Here is a 14,204-nt window from a genome sequence, read left to right on the forward strand (position 1 = left end):
GCACACTTCCGGAAGGCAGCTGCCGTGGCCACGACTCTCCAGGAACGCTTGAGCGACCGCCACAACCGCCTCAATGCCATTCGCCTGGTCCTGGCGTCTGTGGTCATCCTGGGCCACGCCTGGCCGCTGACCGGCGCGGACGGCCCGAGCCTCGTTTTCCTGTCCGACGTGGCCGTCAACGGCTTCTTCGTGCTCAGCGGCTACCTCATCGCCGAGAGCAGGGTGCGGACCACGCTGATGCCGTACCTGTGGCGACGGTTCCTGCGCATCTACCCGGCCTTCCTGGTGAGCCTGCTCGTGGTGGCCGTCGTCTTCGCGCCGCTCGCGGCCGCCATCGAGGGCAGGCCGCTCGACCTCGCTTCCGCGGCCGGCTTCGTGCTGAGCAACGCCGACCTGAGAATGTCGCAGTGGGGCATCGACGGGACGCTGACCGCGGTTCCGGCTCCGGACTCCTGGAACGGCTCGCTCTGGACGCTGTTCTACGAGGCCCTCGCCTACGTGCTGATCGGCCTGGTCCTCAGCGTCGCCGTCGCGGCGCGGCACGCCCGGTGGGTGCTCCCGGGGATGTTCCTCGCCGTGCTCGTGCTCCGGCCCTTGGTCGAGGGCCCGCTGGAGGTCACGACCGGCATCTATCTCAGTGGCGCCCGGCTGGTGGGCTACTTCCTGGCGGGTGCGGCGGTCTGGGCCTGGGCGGGAAGGTGGCGTCCCACCTGGGTGCACGTCGTGGGGGCGGGCGTCGTCTACGCCGTGCTGACGGACCAGGGCTGGGCGGACCTGTACGGGCAGCTGCCGCTCGCCGTGCTGCTCCTCGGCCTCGGCGCCAGCCCGTCCCGGAACTGGACCACCCGCACCGACCTCTCCTACGGCGTCTACATCTACGCGTACCCGGTGCAGCAGCTCCTCGTGCTGCTCGGCACGGCGTCGTGGGGCGTCGCCGTCAACTCCCTGCTCGTCGTCCTGCTGACGCTGCCCCTGGCGCTGCTGTCGTGGACGCTCGTCGAGAAGCCCGCCCTGCGGGCCAAGGCGTGGCTCGATCCCCGCGACCGGCCCGACCGGAGGGTCCCCTCCGACGGCGCAGAGGGCCCGCACGCCGCGGCCGTGACGGGGCGCCGTCCGGACTGACCCGGCCGGGCCGCCGGCGTCCTGGCGGTGCACCTGCCCCCAGACCCGGGGAACCCCCACTGCAACATCGCCTCACGGAAAACCGGTAGCTGACCATATGTAAAGCGGTGGACGTTATGTCCCGAATGGGCACCCTCGTCGAGGACGATTGAGGAGCACTGCTTGTCACAGGGCCACTCGGCGTTGCGCGGTGATCATGACCACCGTCGTGGCGTGGGATGCCGATCAGCCGTCGTTCTCTACGAGCTCGCCTTCCCAGGCTTCCTTGCCCTCATGGATCGCGAAGGCGGCGATGACGAACCCGGCCACCGGATCCACCCATGCCGCTCCGGTGAGGGCGAAGATGAGCAGCCCGACCAGAGTGGAGACCGACAACAGCACGCAGATCCTGGTCTCGGCCGCGTCGGCGAGGATGAGATTGTCCCCCAGGGTCGTGCCGACCTTCTTCTTGGCCGCGGCCAGGATCGGCATGATGGTCAGTGAGAGCACCAGGACGATGATGCTCGCCGGGGAGGATTCCGGGGTCTCCCCCGCGAGCAGGGACCGGATCCCTTCGTAAGTGACGTAGGCGGCGAGGACGAAGAAGGTCACCGCCACCAGGCGCAGGGCGATCTTCTCCTTACGCTCATCGGTCACACCGTGGCGCAGCCGCGCGGACAGGCGCAAGGCGACCAGCACCGCGGCGATGGACTCGATGCCCGAGTCGATACCGAAGCCGACCACGGAGACCAGCCCGGCCAGCAGGCCGGCGGTGACGGCAACGACGCCTTCGACGACGTTGTAGCCGACGGTGAACTGGGCCAAGCGCAGCCCGCGACGGGTGAGGGCTTCGGTCTCCATAGGAGACAAGGTGGTGGTGGGGTTGCTCATCGATCACCTTCCGTGGACGTGCCGTAGGTGGGGCAGAGCGCGACCTTCGACCCGGTGGCCGCCAGCAGTGTCTCAGCGGTGGCCAGCAGGTCCATCAGTTCCGGGCGGGCCAGTGTGTAAAAGGTCTGCCGGCCCTCGGTGCGCCCGACCACCAGCCCGCACTCGCGCAGGCAGGACACATGGGCCGAGACGGTGGACTGGGCCAGACCGGTCTGCTCGACGAGGTCCCGCACGCGGGCCTCACCGGCGGCCAGGCGGGCCACGATGGTCAGGCGGGTGGGATCGGACAGGGAGTGGAACAGGGCCACGGCCGGGTCCAGGTCGGCCACACAACTGATGTCCGTCATGAGTCGATGTTATCGCTTAATGGCGATTGATCGTTGAGTGACGATGTGCTTGTGCTTGCCAAGGGCACTGGTCATCGATCAGGCCCACTCGGAGGCCAAGCGCACCAATCGGGCGGGAATGATGCCGTGGGTGAGCTTCTTGGCCGCGGCCAGCACCGACAGGATGATCAGCGCGAGCACCAGGATGATGGTGCTCATTGGGGAAGCCTCGGGGGCCTCACCTTCGGATTGCCCATTGAGGATCTGAGAGGCCGTCCTGTGCCCGTCGGATTCTCCGGTCCGGGCTACGTCGCTTTTCGACAATATCGACGGGTGCCCCAGCCTAAGGGGAGCAAAGACTGGGGCACCCTAACGCCCGTGCACGGGGTGATGAGAACGGGGTGTTCTCACTTGCAAATTATGCCCTCACTGGCTCGGACGAACAGCCCGTAGAGCAGCCAGGGAGCAAGCTATGGGGAATCTTCACGCCGTCTTGAGGAAAGCTATACAAACGACTTCGAAGTCAATACGGGCATCCTCCGATGAGCAGGGGCAGCACTGGCGTGGGTGTCCCACTAATGGTGGTCGCTTCCATCCCTCAAACGGAGCGCGTCGTGTCACCGGATGCGCGGCACCGTCGGGAACAGCCAGAGGGCCCCTGCCATGGCAGGGGCCCTCTGGCTGTTGTTCGAGGACATCCAACAGCAGGTGCTGCGGCAAGATCCAGGGGGCAGTTGTCGGGTCGCTGGACATCGTGGCCATGGCATCTTTGAAGGGGCGCTATGGCCGGAATCGTTCAGGGGTGGGTCAGAGGCCGGTGAAGGTAGAAAAGAAGCGGAAGAACACCGAGGCAGCCACGGCCACGTAGGCGATGGCCACCAGGGTCCAGGCCCACTCGGTGGCGAAGCGCACCAACCGGGGCGGGGCGGGGATGACGCCGTGGGCGAGGTTGCGCACGGTGAGCAGGAGGAACAGCGGGATCATCGCCGCCCACACGATCATGCAGTACAGGCACAGGATGTAGATCGCGAACAGGGCCTGGGACCACAGCCAGATCACGAACACCGCCCCGAGAGTGACCCCGACCTGCAGGCCCGCCCAGTACCAGCGCCCGAGGCGGGCCCCGGCCAGGATCGTCATGGCGGTGGTGATCACCACCGCGAAGGCGACGATGCCGATCAGCGGGTTGGGGAAGCCGAAGAGCTCCGACTGCCAGGTGCCCATGACTTGCCCGCAGGACACCCAGGGGTTGATGTCACAACTGGTGACGTGGCCCGGGTCCTTGTAGAGCTGAAGGCGCTCGAGCACCAGAATCGCCGAGGCGACCCACCCGATCACCCCGGTCACCAACAGGACCAGGGCGAAGGGGCGGCGACGGGCGAATCCGGGCAGGTGCTCCTCGGCGACCGGGCCGGCGCCTGGGTGGCGGTGGGCGCTGGTGGTGGTTTCAGCCATGGTGGATGTCCTTGGGGGTTCCTCGATCAACGGTGGCGTCGGTGGTGCCGTGCTGGTGTCTTCGAGCCAGGACGGCCAGGGCCGCGGCCAACAGGGGCAGGACCCCGGCCAAGAGGATGGAATGGGCCGCGGATTGTTGATCCGCCAGCGGAGAAGGCCCCCAGTCTCGGCCGAGTCCGGAGAACCACTCTGGTTGGATCACCGTCGGTGACAGGGCCGTGAACACCACCCAGATCCCCAGCACGGTGGCCACCGCGAGCAGCACCAAGGCCTGCGTGCGCACCGCTCTGCGGTCCGGTGGGGCGGCCAGCGCGGCGGTAGCGAAAATCAGGCCCAGGGCCACGGCGGTGGTGTTCATCAGCTCGTGGCCGACGTGGGTGTGCAGGGCCACGGCGAAGGCGGGGGTGTAGTAGAAGACGCCCAGCCCGGCCAGCATCAGGATCCCGGCCGGGGCCGGGTGAGCCAGCAGGGCCCCGGCCCGGGAGGTGCGCCATGCAGCGGCGAGCTCGCACCACCCGGTGCTGCCGTCAGTGCGGACCGGAACCAGGGCCGCGGCCAGGCGGCCGGGCGCTCCGGCGATCAGCAGCAGCGGCACCGGGAAGCTCAGCAGCAGGTGGGCGGCGGTGTGGACGCTGAACAGGATCGGGGCGTAGAGGGCCATCGCTCCGCAGGTGACGTAGACCAGCAGCACCAGACCGGCCAGGAATGCGGCCGTGCGTGCCACCGGCCATGGTGCGCCGGTGCGGCGCAGGTGTCGGGCCCCGCCCAGGTAGAGGCAAGCCGCGAGGATCGCCACGGCGATCCACAGCCAGTCGACGCGCCACTGGGTGAACCAACCGGAGAAGCTCAGGGGCGGGGGCAGGAGGTAGCCGGTGAGGATCTCCGCGGGGGTGATGTCAGGTTGTCTCTCCAGAGGCACCGGGGTGGGGGTGCGTGCCAGGGCCACGCCCAGGGCCATCACGGCGCAGAGGATGAAGACCTCCACGGTGATCAGCCGCCACACCCGGCCTAGCGTCGGGGTGCCGGCGGTGATCGCCCGGCGGTTCAGGTATCCCAGCACGCCCAGGACCACGGTGGCGATCGTCTTGGTGATCACCAGCGCCCCGTAGCCGGAGTCCAGCCCGTCCCAACCACCGATCCGGTAGACGGTGTTGATGACCCCCGAGATGGCGACCAGGACGAAGGCCACCCCGGCCAGGGCCGAGAAGCGTTCCAGCACGGTCCGGGCTGACCCGTGGCCGGTGGCGGGGGCGGTCAGCAGCGGGGCGAGCAGGGCGAGCACGATGATCCCGCCGGTCCAGATCCCGGCACCGAGCAGGTGCAGGGCCAGAGCATTGACGGCCCCGTTGTGATCATCGACCCCGGCCACGTGTCCCAGTTGGGACAGCGGGATGACGGCGGCCAGGGCCACCAGGGCGGTGGCGGCCACCGCCGCCGGGGAACGAACGAGCACGGCCAGGGTGGTGGTCAGTGCCGCGGCCACCGCGGTGACGGCCCATGCTTGGCCGGGGATCAGGCGGGTCACGTAGTAACCCAGTTGCCCGGTGAACTCGGCCGAGCCGGACACGGGAGCCCCGATGGTGTCGGCGTAGCTGAGCACGATGATCGCCACCGCCGCCAGGGTCCACACCGCGGCCGCGGCCGCAGCCACCGTCATGGCCCGGGCGAAGGCCGGGTGCTCGGCCCTGGTCTGTCCCGCTCCGGGGACCGGAGTGGACCGGGGCACCACGGTGGTGGCGAAGACCAGCCCGGCCCAGGTGATGCCCATGGCCAGGTGATGCACGGTCGTGGCCAGCGGCAACCCCCAGCGCACCAGGACCCCGGGATCGAGCACTTCCCGGGGCGCGGTGGCCCCGGAGGATCCCAGGGCCACCCACAGCACGGCCAAGGTCCCCACCCCGATACCGATGTAGACGGCAGCCATGGCGCGCCGGCGCCGTCCAGTCGGCGTCGGGCCGGGAGGCGGGGGGAGGACCACCGGCGGGGTGGGCGTGTGGGGTGGGGTGACCATTGGGTCAGTCGGTGGCTGCGGTTTCGACGGCGTCCCGGAAGCCTTCCAGGGACTCGGGGTTGAGCACTTCCCCATCGAGGAAGAACGTGGGAGTCCCACCCACCCCCAGAGCCTCACCGTCAGCGACATCGAGCTCGATGCGCTCCTGGGTGGCCGGATCAGCCACCGCGGCGTCGAAGGCGGCCATGTCCAGGCCGAGGTCTTCGGCAAAGCCGCGGAAGACCGCGCTCTGGTCCTCGGCCGACTCCCCCCACTGTTCCTGGGTCTCGAACATACGCTGGTACATCGCCTCGTACTGTCCCTGCTGGGCGGCGGCTTCGACCGCGAGGGCGGCGTTCATGGAGTTGCGGTGGCCCGGCAGCGGGAAGTAGCGGTGGACGAAGGTGACGGTGTCGGCGTACTCGGCCCGCAGCTCCTCGATGACGGGGTAGGCGGCCCGGCACCCTTCGCACTCATAGTCCAGGAACTCCACCAGCACGGCCTGTTCGTCCGGTGCCTGGGAGAGCACCCGGCTGTTCTCCCGCACGACCTGCCCCTGGCCCTGGGGCACCGTTTCGGGGGTGGAGTTGGCACGGGCGATGAGGATCGGGATGGCCACGGCGGCCACGACGGCGACCAGGAGGACCCACACGATGATCTTGGCCTTGGAGGGCTTCTGCTTTGGGGTGGGCGGGCTGGCGGTAGTACTCACAGGGGTGTCCGTTCTGTCTCCGGCAGCAGGGCGTACCGGTGGAGGGGGCTAGGGGTGGAGGGTCTCATCGTGGCGGTGGGAGGCCGGTTCGATCTGGAAGGTGGAGTGCTCGATGGCTACGTCGAAGTCACGGGCCACGCAGGCCTGCAGATCCGCCAGGACGACCCCGGCGTGCTCAGCGTTCAGGCAGCCGTCGTGGACGGTGACGTGGGCCGAGAGCACCGGGGTGTCGGAGTCGATGCGCGAGGCGTGCAGATCGTGCACACCGACCACGTGCGGCAGGGCTTCCAAGCGGGTGCGGACCTGCTCGAGGTCCAGGCCCTTCGGGGTGGTTTCCATCAGGACCTCGATGGTGTCGCGCAGCAGGATCAGAGCCCGCGGCACGATCAGGGCGGCGATCAACAAGGACACGACCGCATCCGCCCGGGTCCACCCGGTGGTGGCGATGACGATCGCGGAGACGATCACCGCTACCGAGCCCAGGGCGTCGTTGGCCACCTCCAGGAACGCGGCCTTCATGTTCAGGTTCTCCCCCCGGCCCGAGGCGAGGATGACCAGCCCGATGATGTTGCCGACCAGCCCGACCACCCCGAACCACAGCATGGCCGTGGACTCGACCTCGGGGGGCTCCAACAGCCGGCGCACCCCTTCGACGGCGATGAACCCGCCCACAGCCAGCAGCACCGAGGCCTGGGCGGCCGCGGCGACGATCTCGGCGCGCTGGTACCCCCAGGTGCGTTTGTCCGTGGCCGGTTTCAGCGCCAGGGTCGCGGCGGTGAGGGCGATGAGCAGCCCGGCCGAGTCGGTGAACATGTGCCCGGCATCGGCCAGCAGCGCCAGGCTGCCCGAGACCACCGCACCGATGATCTCGGCGACCATAATCGTGGCGGTGATGGCGAACACCACTGCCAGTTTCCCCCTCCGCCCGGCGCCGGCGTGGGAATGATCGTGCTCGCCGCTCATACCGGAATCTCCTGGGTGGTGGCGTCATCGGCGAGGGCCTCGGCGGCGCACTCGGGTGTCCCGCACCGGCACACCGGTTCGACGGTGAGGATAGTGCCCAGCAGGTCCTCCAACGCGTGGGCCAGCTTGGGGTCCGAGAGTTCATAGCGCACGTTGCGCCCCACCGGCACGCCCACGACCAACCCGCAGTCGCGCAGACAGGCCAGGTGGTTGGACAGGATCTGCCGGCTCACCCCGATCCGGGCCGCCAGTTCCGAGGGCACCGCTGGGCCCTGCTGCAGCTGCAGCAGCACCGCGGCCCGGGTGGGATCGGCCAGTGCTTTGCCGAAACGGGACATCACCGCGACCGGGGACAAGATCCTCATCCAATAACCGTACAGCAGAATCTGTATCAAAGGAGATGAGGGGCTTCCCTTGATGATCGGGCAATGTCCAGCTCGTATTCATACGGTGAGGGCGGACGGGGGTGCCGTCCGCCACTGCGGCATCCCCGTCCCCCGAGCCATCGCTGCACCCTAAGGGCTCTCGCTCCAATGCCGAGGCGGAGCAGGATAAGCACTGCCCGCGTCCAGCGGAAGACAGGGCAAGGCCATGAGCACTCTCCGATCCTCTCCGCAGGACTGCTCCCCGTGTGCCGATTCGCTGGCGTGTGCACATCGACAGGATCGTGGCAATCGTTCGAGTCTGCGGCTACAGCTGCGGAGTGCACCCATGCGGTCCATCCGAGTGCACCCATGCGGTCCATCGACGATGATCCTGGCGGGGCACTCCGCACCTGACGGATGAGCCCACCGGCCGGCCTTCACCACATCGGCGAGACTCACCGGTAGGTGTAGTACCCGTCGACGGGCATGGCGTTGACGGAGTGGACGAAGGTGCCCTGGGTCGGGTTCAGCGCCGAGACCATCTTGCCGCCACCGATGTAGATGCCGATGTGGTTGCCGCCGTTCTGGGACACCAGGTCACCAGGCTGCGGGTTGGACGTCGGGGTGGCGGCGGCGATCTGCTGGAAGCTGGTGCGGGGGATGTCGATGCCGTTCTGGGCGTAGACCCAGCCGGTGAATCCGGAGCAGTCCCAGGCCCCGAAGGAGGTCCCGCCCCAGACGTAGCCGGTGCCCACGCCCTGCATGGCCGTGCCCACGATGCCGCCGGCGGCCGGGGCGATCTCGGTGATGGCGGTGGACTGCGGGCTCACGCTCGAGGTGGCGGCGCTCTGCTGCGGGGCCGGGGCTTGGTCGGCGGGGGCGGCGGGCTGCGCGGCGACCGGGGCCTGGTAGGTGTAGGAGGCCAGATCGGCCATCGCCGAGGCCGGAGCCGCATAGGAGGACCCGGAGGCGGCGGGGATTTCGGCGTAGGCCTGGGCCGGAGCGATGGAGCCCACCAGCGCTGCGCCGGCGGCGGCGGCGATGGTGGTGGTGCGCACAGCTCGGGACGAGGTCTCGGCGCGGTGGCGGGCAGCGTTCAGCTTGAAAAGCGACATGGTGGAGTTCCTCCCTTTGCCTACGAGGTGAGCTGTCGGATGCGGGTGGGAGACACCCGGTCGCAGAACGCACGCGCTCTGAGACTTAACCCCAAGGCCCCGGATCACCGGGACCGGTAATGGTTCCCCCGCTTCTGCCAAGCGATTTCTCTTCAGGAACCCCGGGCACCGGCAGAACTCGGCGATGTGCCACGAGGGCGCCGACAGGATCAGTGGTCGGCACGCACTGAAGAGTACAAGGAGATTACGAAACAATCACAATCCGATTCGGGAATGTATAGAGATCGTAAAGAAGTGGTCAAGGCTTGATGAAGACCTGAATTGTTGTCGGCTTTTTCCTGTTAATTTCCCGAGAAAGGCGGGGCGCTCTGCGCTTTGAGTGAGGTGGCTTGTTGGTGCGTGGGCGCTGCGCGGGGAGTCGTCGCCCACACAGCGGTGGGGACAGGAGCCACTTCAAAAGGCGCGGCGGGTGGATCGAGAGCGAAGCCCGCGGCCATCCTGGGATATTTCGCGCTGCATCAAGCCCCGGAAATTTGGGCTCTGTCCATGCTCGCACTGACTGGCGGAACGTTAGCCAGCGTTGTGGTCGAGGAGATGCCCGACCAAGCCCACGAAGGCGACACCAGCGTGCCGGGACCGATCCTGCTCACCGGCGGAGTTGCGCTGTTCGCCGCGATCTCCGTCTACCTCGGTTCCTGAGAAGCCGTGCGCCCCGGCGTCCTCGTCTCGGGGCGCCGACGCGTGCCGACCGTGCTCAGTGGGCGCAGTTGGGACCGCATCCACCGCAGTGTGCACCGTCCTCGGCGGTGAGGACCGCAACGGGAGTGCAGCAGGCGTCTCCGCGCCAGGCCTCCAGCCCCTCCTTGACCGCCACGGCGGCGATCACCAGCGCAGCCAGCGGGTCGGCCCAGGACCAGCCCAGGGTGCTGTTGAGCACCAGGCCTACCAGCAGCACGGCGGAGAGGTAGGTGCACAGCAGGGTCTGCTTGGAATCGGCCACCGCAGAAGCAGAGCCCAGCTCCCGGCCGGTGCGGCGTTCGAACCAGGACAGGAACGGCATGATGAGCAGGCTCACCGCGGCCAGGGCGATCCCGACCGGGGAGTGTTCCGGCTCGGCGGCCCCGAGCAGGGCGCGGATCGCATCGACGGTGACGAAGGCAGCCAGGCCGAAGAAGGAGAACGCGATCACCCGCATCGCCACCTTTTCCCGTCGGTGCGGGTCCGGGGCGGCGAACTGCCACGCCACCGCCGCCGCGGAGAGGACCTCCACGATCGAGTCCAGGCCGAAGCCGATCAGCGCCGAGGAGGAGGCGATGGTGCCGGCGGTCAGGGCGATGACCGCCTCGAGCACGTTGTAGGTGATGGTGCCGGCCACGATCCAGCGCACCCTGCGATGCAGCACCGCCCGGCGTGCATCGGCGATGGGCTTGGGGTCCAGGGTCAGGGAGGTCATGTGCAGGTGCATCCTTCCGGGGAGCAGCAGGTCGGGTCCACGGTGACCACCAGCTCCAGCAGGTCCCCCAGGGCGGCCCCGAGGCGGGGATCGGCCAGGGAGTACCAGGTGCTGCGCCCCTCGGCGGTGGAGGTCACCAGCCCGCACCCGCGCAGGCACCCCAGCTGGTTGGAGATCACCTGCTTGGACACCCCCAGGGCCTGAGCCAGTTCCGAGGGCCGGGCCGGGGCGTCTCGGAGGGACAGCAGGATCCGGGTCCGGGTCCCGTCCGAGAGAGCATGGCCCAACCGGGACAGGGCCGAAGTATGGGTGGGGGTCACCGCGGTCATCCCCCCTACGGTACAGGTTTCTGTGTACTGTTGAGGGGTGGCCTGCTGGCACTCCTCGGGCGCACCAGCGGGTCACCCGGGGCGTGCTGCGTTTGCCGGATCGAGGAGGACCGTGATGATGTCGGAAGTGGCCCCGGCTCTGGCGCTGGGCCTGTACCTGGCCGGCCTGGTGACCGCCTTCGGTGTGCGGTCGTGGATCCACCGGCGCCGCACCGGCTCCAGCGGCTTCCGCGGGGTGAGCGGGGCGCCCGGCTCGCCCGAGTGGTGGGGCGGGATCCTGTTCGCGGCCGCCCTGGTTCTCGGTGCGGCCGGGCCCGTCCTGGCCCTCACCGGCACCGTGGCCGCACCCCGGCTCCCGCAAGCACTGTCCTGGGCCGGGGCGGTCGTCACCGTGGTGGGTTTCCTCGGTGTACTAGCCGCCCAGGCCGGCATGGGCGCCTCCTGGCGGGTGGGTGTCGACGCCACCGAACGCACCGAGCTGGTCACCACCGGGGCTTTCGCCGTGGTCCGCAACCCGATTTTCACCGCGATGCTCACCACCCTGGCCGGCCTGACCCTCCTGGTGCCCACCGTGGTCACTGCAGCGGCGTGGCTGTGCTTGCTGGTGGCCGTGGAGCTGCAGGTCCGTCTCGTCGAAGAGCCCTACCTGCTGAGCACCCACCGACAGGCCTACGCCTCCTACGCCGCTCATGTCGGCCGGTTCATGCCCGGTCTCGGCCGACTCCGCCCCGCACCCCTGGGCGAGCTGACCCCCTGAACCCAGGACCCCACCACTGGCCGACAGTTCCCCCACCCCAGGAGACCAGCACCGTCCGGAGTTCCATGCCCCTGTGATCGGCTGTCGAGGCGCCCAGCCCCTCCTGCGCGCGCACGTTTGGGGGCATGACCAAGCCCTCGAGGCCGGGCCCCCATTCCCCGCGCCGGAAAGTTCGTATAGCTTAACTTTCTATGAGGACCGGGACCGGGCGCACCGGCTCAACAGGTGTTGCCGCCACTTCCCCAGGAGAGCGGTGGGTGCGCCGCCAACCGCTGCCCTGGTTGTTGGGTCCAGCCTTCGTGGCCGCGGTCGCCTACGTGGACCCGGGCAACGTCGCGGCGAACCTCACCGCCGGCGCCCAGTACGGGTACCTGTTGGTGTGGGTGCTGGTGGCCGCCAATGCCATGGCGGTACTCATCCAGTACCTCTCGGCGAAGGTCGGGCTGGTCACCGGATCGAGCCTGCCCGAGTTGCTGGGCGACCGATTGCCCCGGGGCTGGCGGCTGGCCTACTGGGTCCAGGCCGAGCTGGTGGCCGCGGCCACTGACCTGGCCGAGGTAATCGGCGGGGCGATCGCCCTGCACATCCTCTTCGGGATCCCGCTGCTGGCCGGGGGCGTGATCGTCGGGGTGATCTCGATGCTGCTGCTGGTCCTGCAGACCCGCCGGGGCCCTCGGTTTTTCGAGTTCGTCGTGACCGGCCTACTGGCGATCGTCACCGCCGGTTTCGTCACCGGCCTGTTCTTCGGCCCCGTGTCGTGGGACGAGGCCGTCGCCGGGATCGTCCCACGGTTCGAGGGCACCCCGACGGTCCTGCTGGCCGCGAGCATGCTCGGGGCCACGGTGATGCCCCACGCCATCTACGCCCACTCCGCCCTGGCGCGGGACCGCCACGGGCACTCGGTGCCCGCCGAGGCCCTGCCGCGGCTGCTGACCGCCACCCGGTGGGACGTGCTGCTGTCCCTGCTCGTGGCCGGGTCGGTGAACATCGCGATGCTGCTTTTGGCCGCGGGCAATCTCGCCGGGGTGCCCGGCACCGACAGCATCGAAGGAGCCCATGCGGCGATCACCGCCGCCCTGGGCCCGGCCGTCGGGGTCGCCTTCGGCATCGGGTTGCTGGCCTCCGGTCTGGCCTCGACCTCGGTGGGCTCCTACGCCGGATCAGCGATCATGGGCGGGTTGCTGCACGTGCGCATCCCGGTGTTCACCCGCCGGCTGATCACCCTGATCCCGGCCCTGGTCATCATCGCCGTCGGGGTGGACCCGACCTGGGCGCTGGTGCTGTCCCAGGTGCTGCTGAGCCTGGGCATCCCTTTCGCCCTGATCCCGTTGGTGCGACTGAGCAGCAACCGGGATCTGATGGGCGCCTTCGTGAACAAGGTGGCCTTGACTGTCGCCGCCTGGGTGGTCGTGGCCCTGATCGTGTCGTTGAATCTGGCGCTGATCATCCTGACCGCCACCGGGGCCGATTGAGTGGGCCCGGCAGCTCCGGCGCGGCACTCGGTAGCGTGGATCCCATGGACTTGAGTGAGATCACCCCGGTCGCCCAGGACTATCTCAAGGCGATCTGGTCGGCCACCGAATGGGGCGACCCGCCGATCACCACCACAGCCCTGGCGGCGCGGATGGGGACCTCCGCCCCCAACGTCACCGACACCGTCAAGCGACTGGCCGCCCAGGGGCTCGTCGAGTACCAGCCCTACAAACCCGTCACCCTCACCCCGCAGGGGCGCGCGTACGCGGTCGCGATGGTGCGCCGGCACCGACTGCTGGAGACCTTCCTCGTCACCACCCTGGGGTATCCGTGGGAGGAGGTCCACGACGAGGCCGAACGTCTCGAGCACGCCGTCTCCGACGCGATGATCGAGCGCATCGACGCCCAGCTGGGACAGCCTACGGCCGATCCGCACGGGGACCCGATCCCCACCGCGCAGGGACGCACCCGCCGCCCACTCAACACCACCCGGCTCACCAGGGCGAGGCCGGGACGATACGAGATCGTTCGTCTCTCTGATGCCGACCCGCAACTCCTGACCCGGTTCCGCGCCTGCGGCCTCGTGCCGGGCGGGCCTTTTCGTGTCATCGCCCAGGGAGCCAGCGGAACCACCGGTGTACCGGGGAACCAGCACACCGCGATCGATCTGGCCCCGGTGGAAGCCGAGGCCATCTGGGTGACACCCATCACCATCCTCAATACTCTCCGGAGCCTCTGAGAGCTGGTCACCGGACGAGCCCCTCACAGGACGCCGGTCTCAGCCGGCGGAGAGGATCTCGACGATGCGCTCCGGGTGACGGGTCGAGGTCAACCAATAAGGGGTGGGATCCACGGGATCGGTGATCTGGATGCGGACCACCGGGCCCACGGAGACGCGGAAGTTCATGTAGGCGCGGGCGTCAAGCTCGGGGCCCCGCACCCGTTGCACGGCGCTGCCGCGAAACGCTTCGGCCTCGCCCACAAACCGACGCTCGATACGGGCCCGCCCCACCTGCAACGACTCCCCGGTGATCACGATCCCGGTGCTCGAAACAATCAACGCCACCGCAGTGCCGCCGGCGACCACGGCCCCGACGGCCGTCCCGGCCCACATGTTGATCGGGGCCAGGGCAATGAAACCCACCAGGCCCGCGAAGAGCACGAGCAACCACATCCACCACGCGGCCGACAACCGTTCCTCGTACAGGACCGCCCCAGGGGCGGCCTTCGCGGGAAGGTTCTCGGCCCCAGGTTCGGCCGGGGAGGATCCCTGG

16 protein-coding genes and 1 riboswitch are annotated in these 14,204 nt (G+C 68.9%); of the genes, 5 read left to right on the forward strand and 11 right to left on the reverse strand.

Going from position 1 to position 14,204, the window contains the following annotated elements; genetic code table 11:
* Nucleotides 1–48 precede the first annotated feature (48 nt).
* The gene (locus tag ACZ2G1_RS03605; RefSeq protein WP_470377493.1) at nt 49–1,122 is read left to right on the forward strand and encodes an acyltransferase family protein; all 1,074 of its coding nucleotides are present in this window, start codon (nt 49–51) and stop codon (nt 1,120–1,122) included.
* 225 nt (nt 1,123–1,347) lie between these two features.
* On the opposite strand, the gene ACZ2G1_RS03610 is transcribed toward ACZ2G1_RS03605, so the two are convergent.
* From ACZ2G1_RS03610 to ACZ2G1_RS03645, 8 genes are all read right to left on the reverse strand, one after another.
* On the reverse strand, nt 1,348–1,992 hold the full coding sequence (locus tag ACZ2G1_RS03610) for a cation diffusion facilitator family transporter (RefSeq protein ID WP_101851597.1): 645 nt from the start codon (nt 1,990–1,992) through the stop codon (nt 1,348–1,350).
* Complete coding sequence (locus ACZ2G1_RS03615; RefSeq protein WP_101851596.1) at nt 1,989–2,339, reverse strand: ArsR/SmtB family transcription factor; 351 nt, start codon at nt 2,337–2,339, stop codon at nt 1,989–1,991. The genes ACZ2G1_RS03610 and ACZ2G1_RS03615 overlap by 4 nt, the downstream gene beginning before the upstream one ends.
* A gap of 786 nt (nt 2,340–3,125) precedes the next feature.
* Nucleotides 3,126–3,773: a vitamin K epoxide reductase family protein gene (locus ACZ2G1_RS03620; protein ID WP_019311269.1), complete on the reverse strand. Its 648-nt coding sequence runs from the start codon at nt 3,771–3,773 to the stop codon at nt 3,126–3,128.
* Nucleotides 3,766–5,697, reverse strand: coding sequence for a bifunctional copper resistance protein CopD/cytochrome c oxidase assembly protein (locus ACZ2G1_RS03625; protein WP_180814633.1), 1,932 nt, complete (start codon nt 5,695–5,697; stop codon nt 3,766–3,768). The genes ACZ2G1_RS03620 and ACZ2G1_RS03625 overlap by 8 nt, the downstream gene beginning before the upstream one ends.
* 91 nt (nt 5,698–5,788) lie before the next feature.
* Nucleotides 5,789–6,475, reverse strand: a complete 687-nt coding sequence (locus ACZ2G1_RS03630; RefSeq protein WP_019311267.1) for a DsbA family protein — start codon at nt 6,473–6,475, stop codon at nt 5,789–5,791.
* A 48-nt stretch (nt 6,476–6,523) separates the two neighbouring features.
* Nucleotides 6,524–7,438 carry a cation diffusion facilitator family transporter gene (locus ACZ2G1_RS03635; protein ID WP_019311266.1) on the reverse strand — a complete coding sequence of 305 codons (915 nt, stop codon included), beginning with the start codon at nt 7,436–7,438 and terminating at the stop codon, nt 6,524–6,526.
* A complete protein-coding gene (locus tag ACZ2G1_RS03640) occupies nt 7,435–7,803 on the reverse strand; it encodes an ArsR/SmtB family transcription factor (protein ID WP_284563862.1) in 369 nt (122 codons plus the stop codon). Before ACZ2G1_RS03640 ends, ACZ2G1_RS03635 begins: the two co-directional genes overlap by 4 nt.
* A 455-nt stretch (nt 7,804–8,258) precedes the next feature.
* Nucleotides 8,259–8,918 carry a C40 family peptidase gene (locus ACZ2G1_RS03645; protein WP_470377494.1) on the reverse strand — a complete coding sequence of 220 codons (660 nt, stop codon included), beginning with the start codon at nt 8,916–8,918 and terminating at the stop codon, nt 8,259–8,261.
* Between the two features lie 5 nt (nt 8,919–8,923).
* Nucleotides 8,924–9,077, reverse strand: a riboswitch (cyclic di-AMP (ydaO/yuaA leader).
* Nucleotides 9,078–9,464: 387 nt separating this feature from the next.
* Between ACZ2G1_RS03645 and ACZ2G1_RS03650 the strand changes: the two genes are divergently transcribed.
* Nucleotides 9,465–9,617, forward strand: coding sequence for a hypothetical protein (locus tag ACZ2G1_RS03650; protein WP_156125410.1), 153 nt, complete (start codon nt 9,465–9,467; stop codon nt 9,615–9,617).
* A gap of 55 nt (nt 9,618–9,672) precedes the next feature.
* Here the strand turns inward: ACZ2G1_RS03650 and ACZ2G1_RS03655 are convergent, their stop codons facing one another.
* Together ACZ2G1_RS03655 and ACZ2G1_RS03660 are read right to left on the reverse strand one after the other, a co-directional pair.
* The gene (locus tag ACZ2G1_RS03655) at nt 9,673–10,371 is read right to left on the reverse strand and encodes a cation efflux transmembrane domain-containing protein (RefSeq protein ID WP_019311262.1); all 699 of its coding nucleotides are present in this window, start codon (nt 10,369–10,371) and stop codon (nt 9,673–9,675) included.
* Nucleotides 10,368–10,700, reverse strand: coding sequence for an ArsR/SmtB family transcription factor (locus ACZ2G1_RS03660; RefSeq protein ID WP_019311261.1), 333 nt, complete (start codon nt 10,698–10,700; stop codon nt 10,368–10,370). The genes ACZ2G1_RS03655 and ACZ2G1_RS03660 overlap by 4 nt, the downstream gene beginning before the upstream one ends.
* Before the next feature lie 115 nt (nt 10,701–10,815).
* On the opposite strand from ACZ2G1_RS03660, the gene ACZ2G1_RS03665 reads away from it, so the two are divergent.
* The 3 genes from ACZ2G1_RS03665 (at nt 10,816) to ACZ2G1_RS03675 (ending at nt 13,669) form a co-directional block, all read left to right on the forward strand.
* Nucleotides 10,816–11,457, forward strand: a complete 642-nt coding sequence (locus ACZ2G1_RS03665) for a methyltransferase family protein (protein WP_019311260.1) — start codon at nt 10,816–10,818, stop codon at nt 11,455–11,457.
* Nucleotides 11,458–11,648: 191 nt separating this feature from the next.
* Complete coding sequence (locus tag ACZ2G1_RS03670) at nt 11,649–12,929, forward strand: Nramp family divalent metal transporter (protein WP_101851593.1); 1,281 nt, start codon at nt 11,649–11,651, stop codon at nt 12,927–12,929.
* A 44-nt stretch (nt 12,930–12,973) separates the two neighbouring features.
* Entirely contained in the window at nt 12,974–13,669 is a 696-nt protein-coding gene (locus ACZ2G1_RS03675) for a metal-dependent transcriptional regulator (RefSeq protein WP_019311257.1), read from the forward strand.
* A gap of 39 nt (nt 13,670–13,708) precedes the next feature.
* On the opposite strand, the gene ACZ2G1_RS03680 is transcribed toward ACZ2G1_RS03675, so the two are convergent.
* A complete protein-coding gene (locus ACZ2G1_RS03680; RefSeq protein WP_470377711.1) occupies nt 13,709–14,104 on the reverse strand; it encodes a DUF3093 domain-containing protein in 396 nt (131 codons plus the stop codon).
* Nucleotides 14,105–14,204: the final 100 nt, after the last annotated feature.

The organism is Kocuria sp. KKT182, assembly GCF_055635395.1.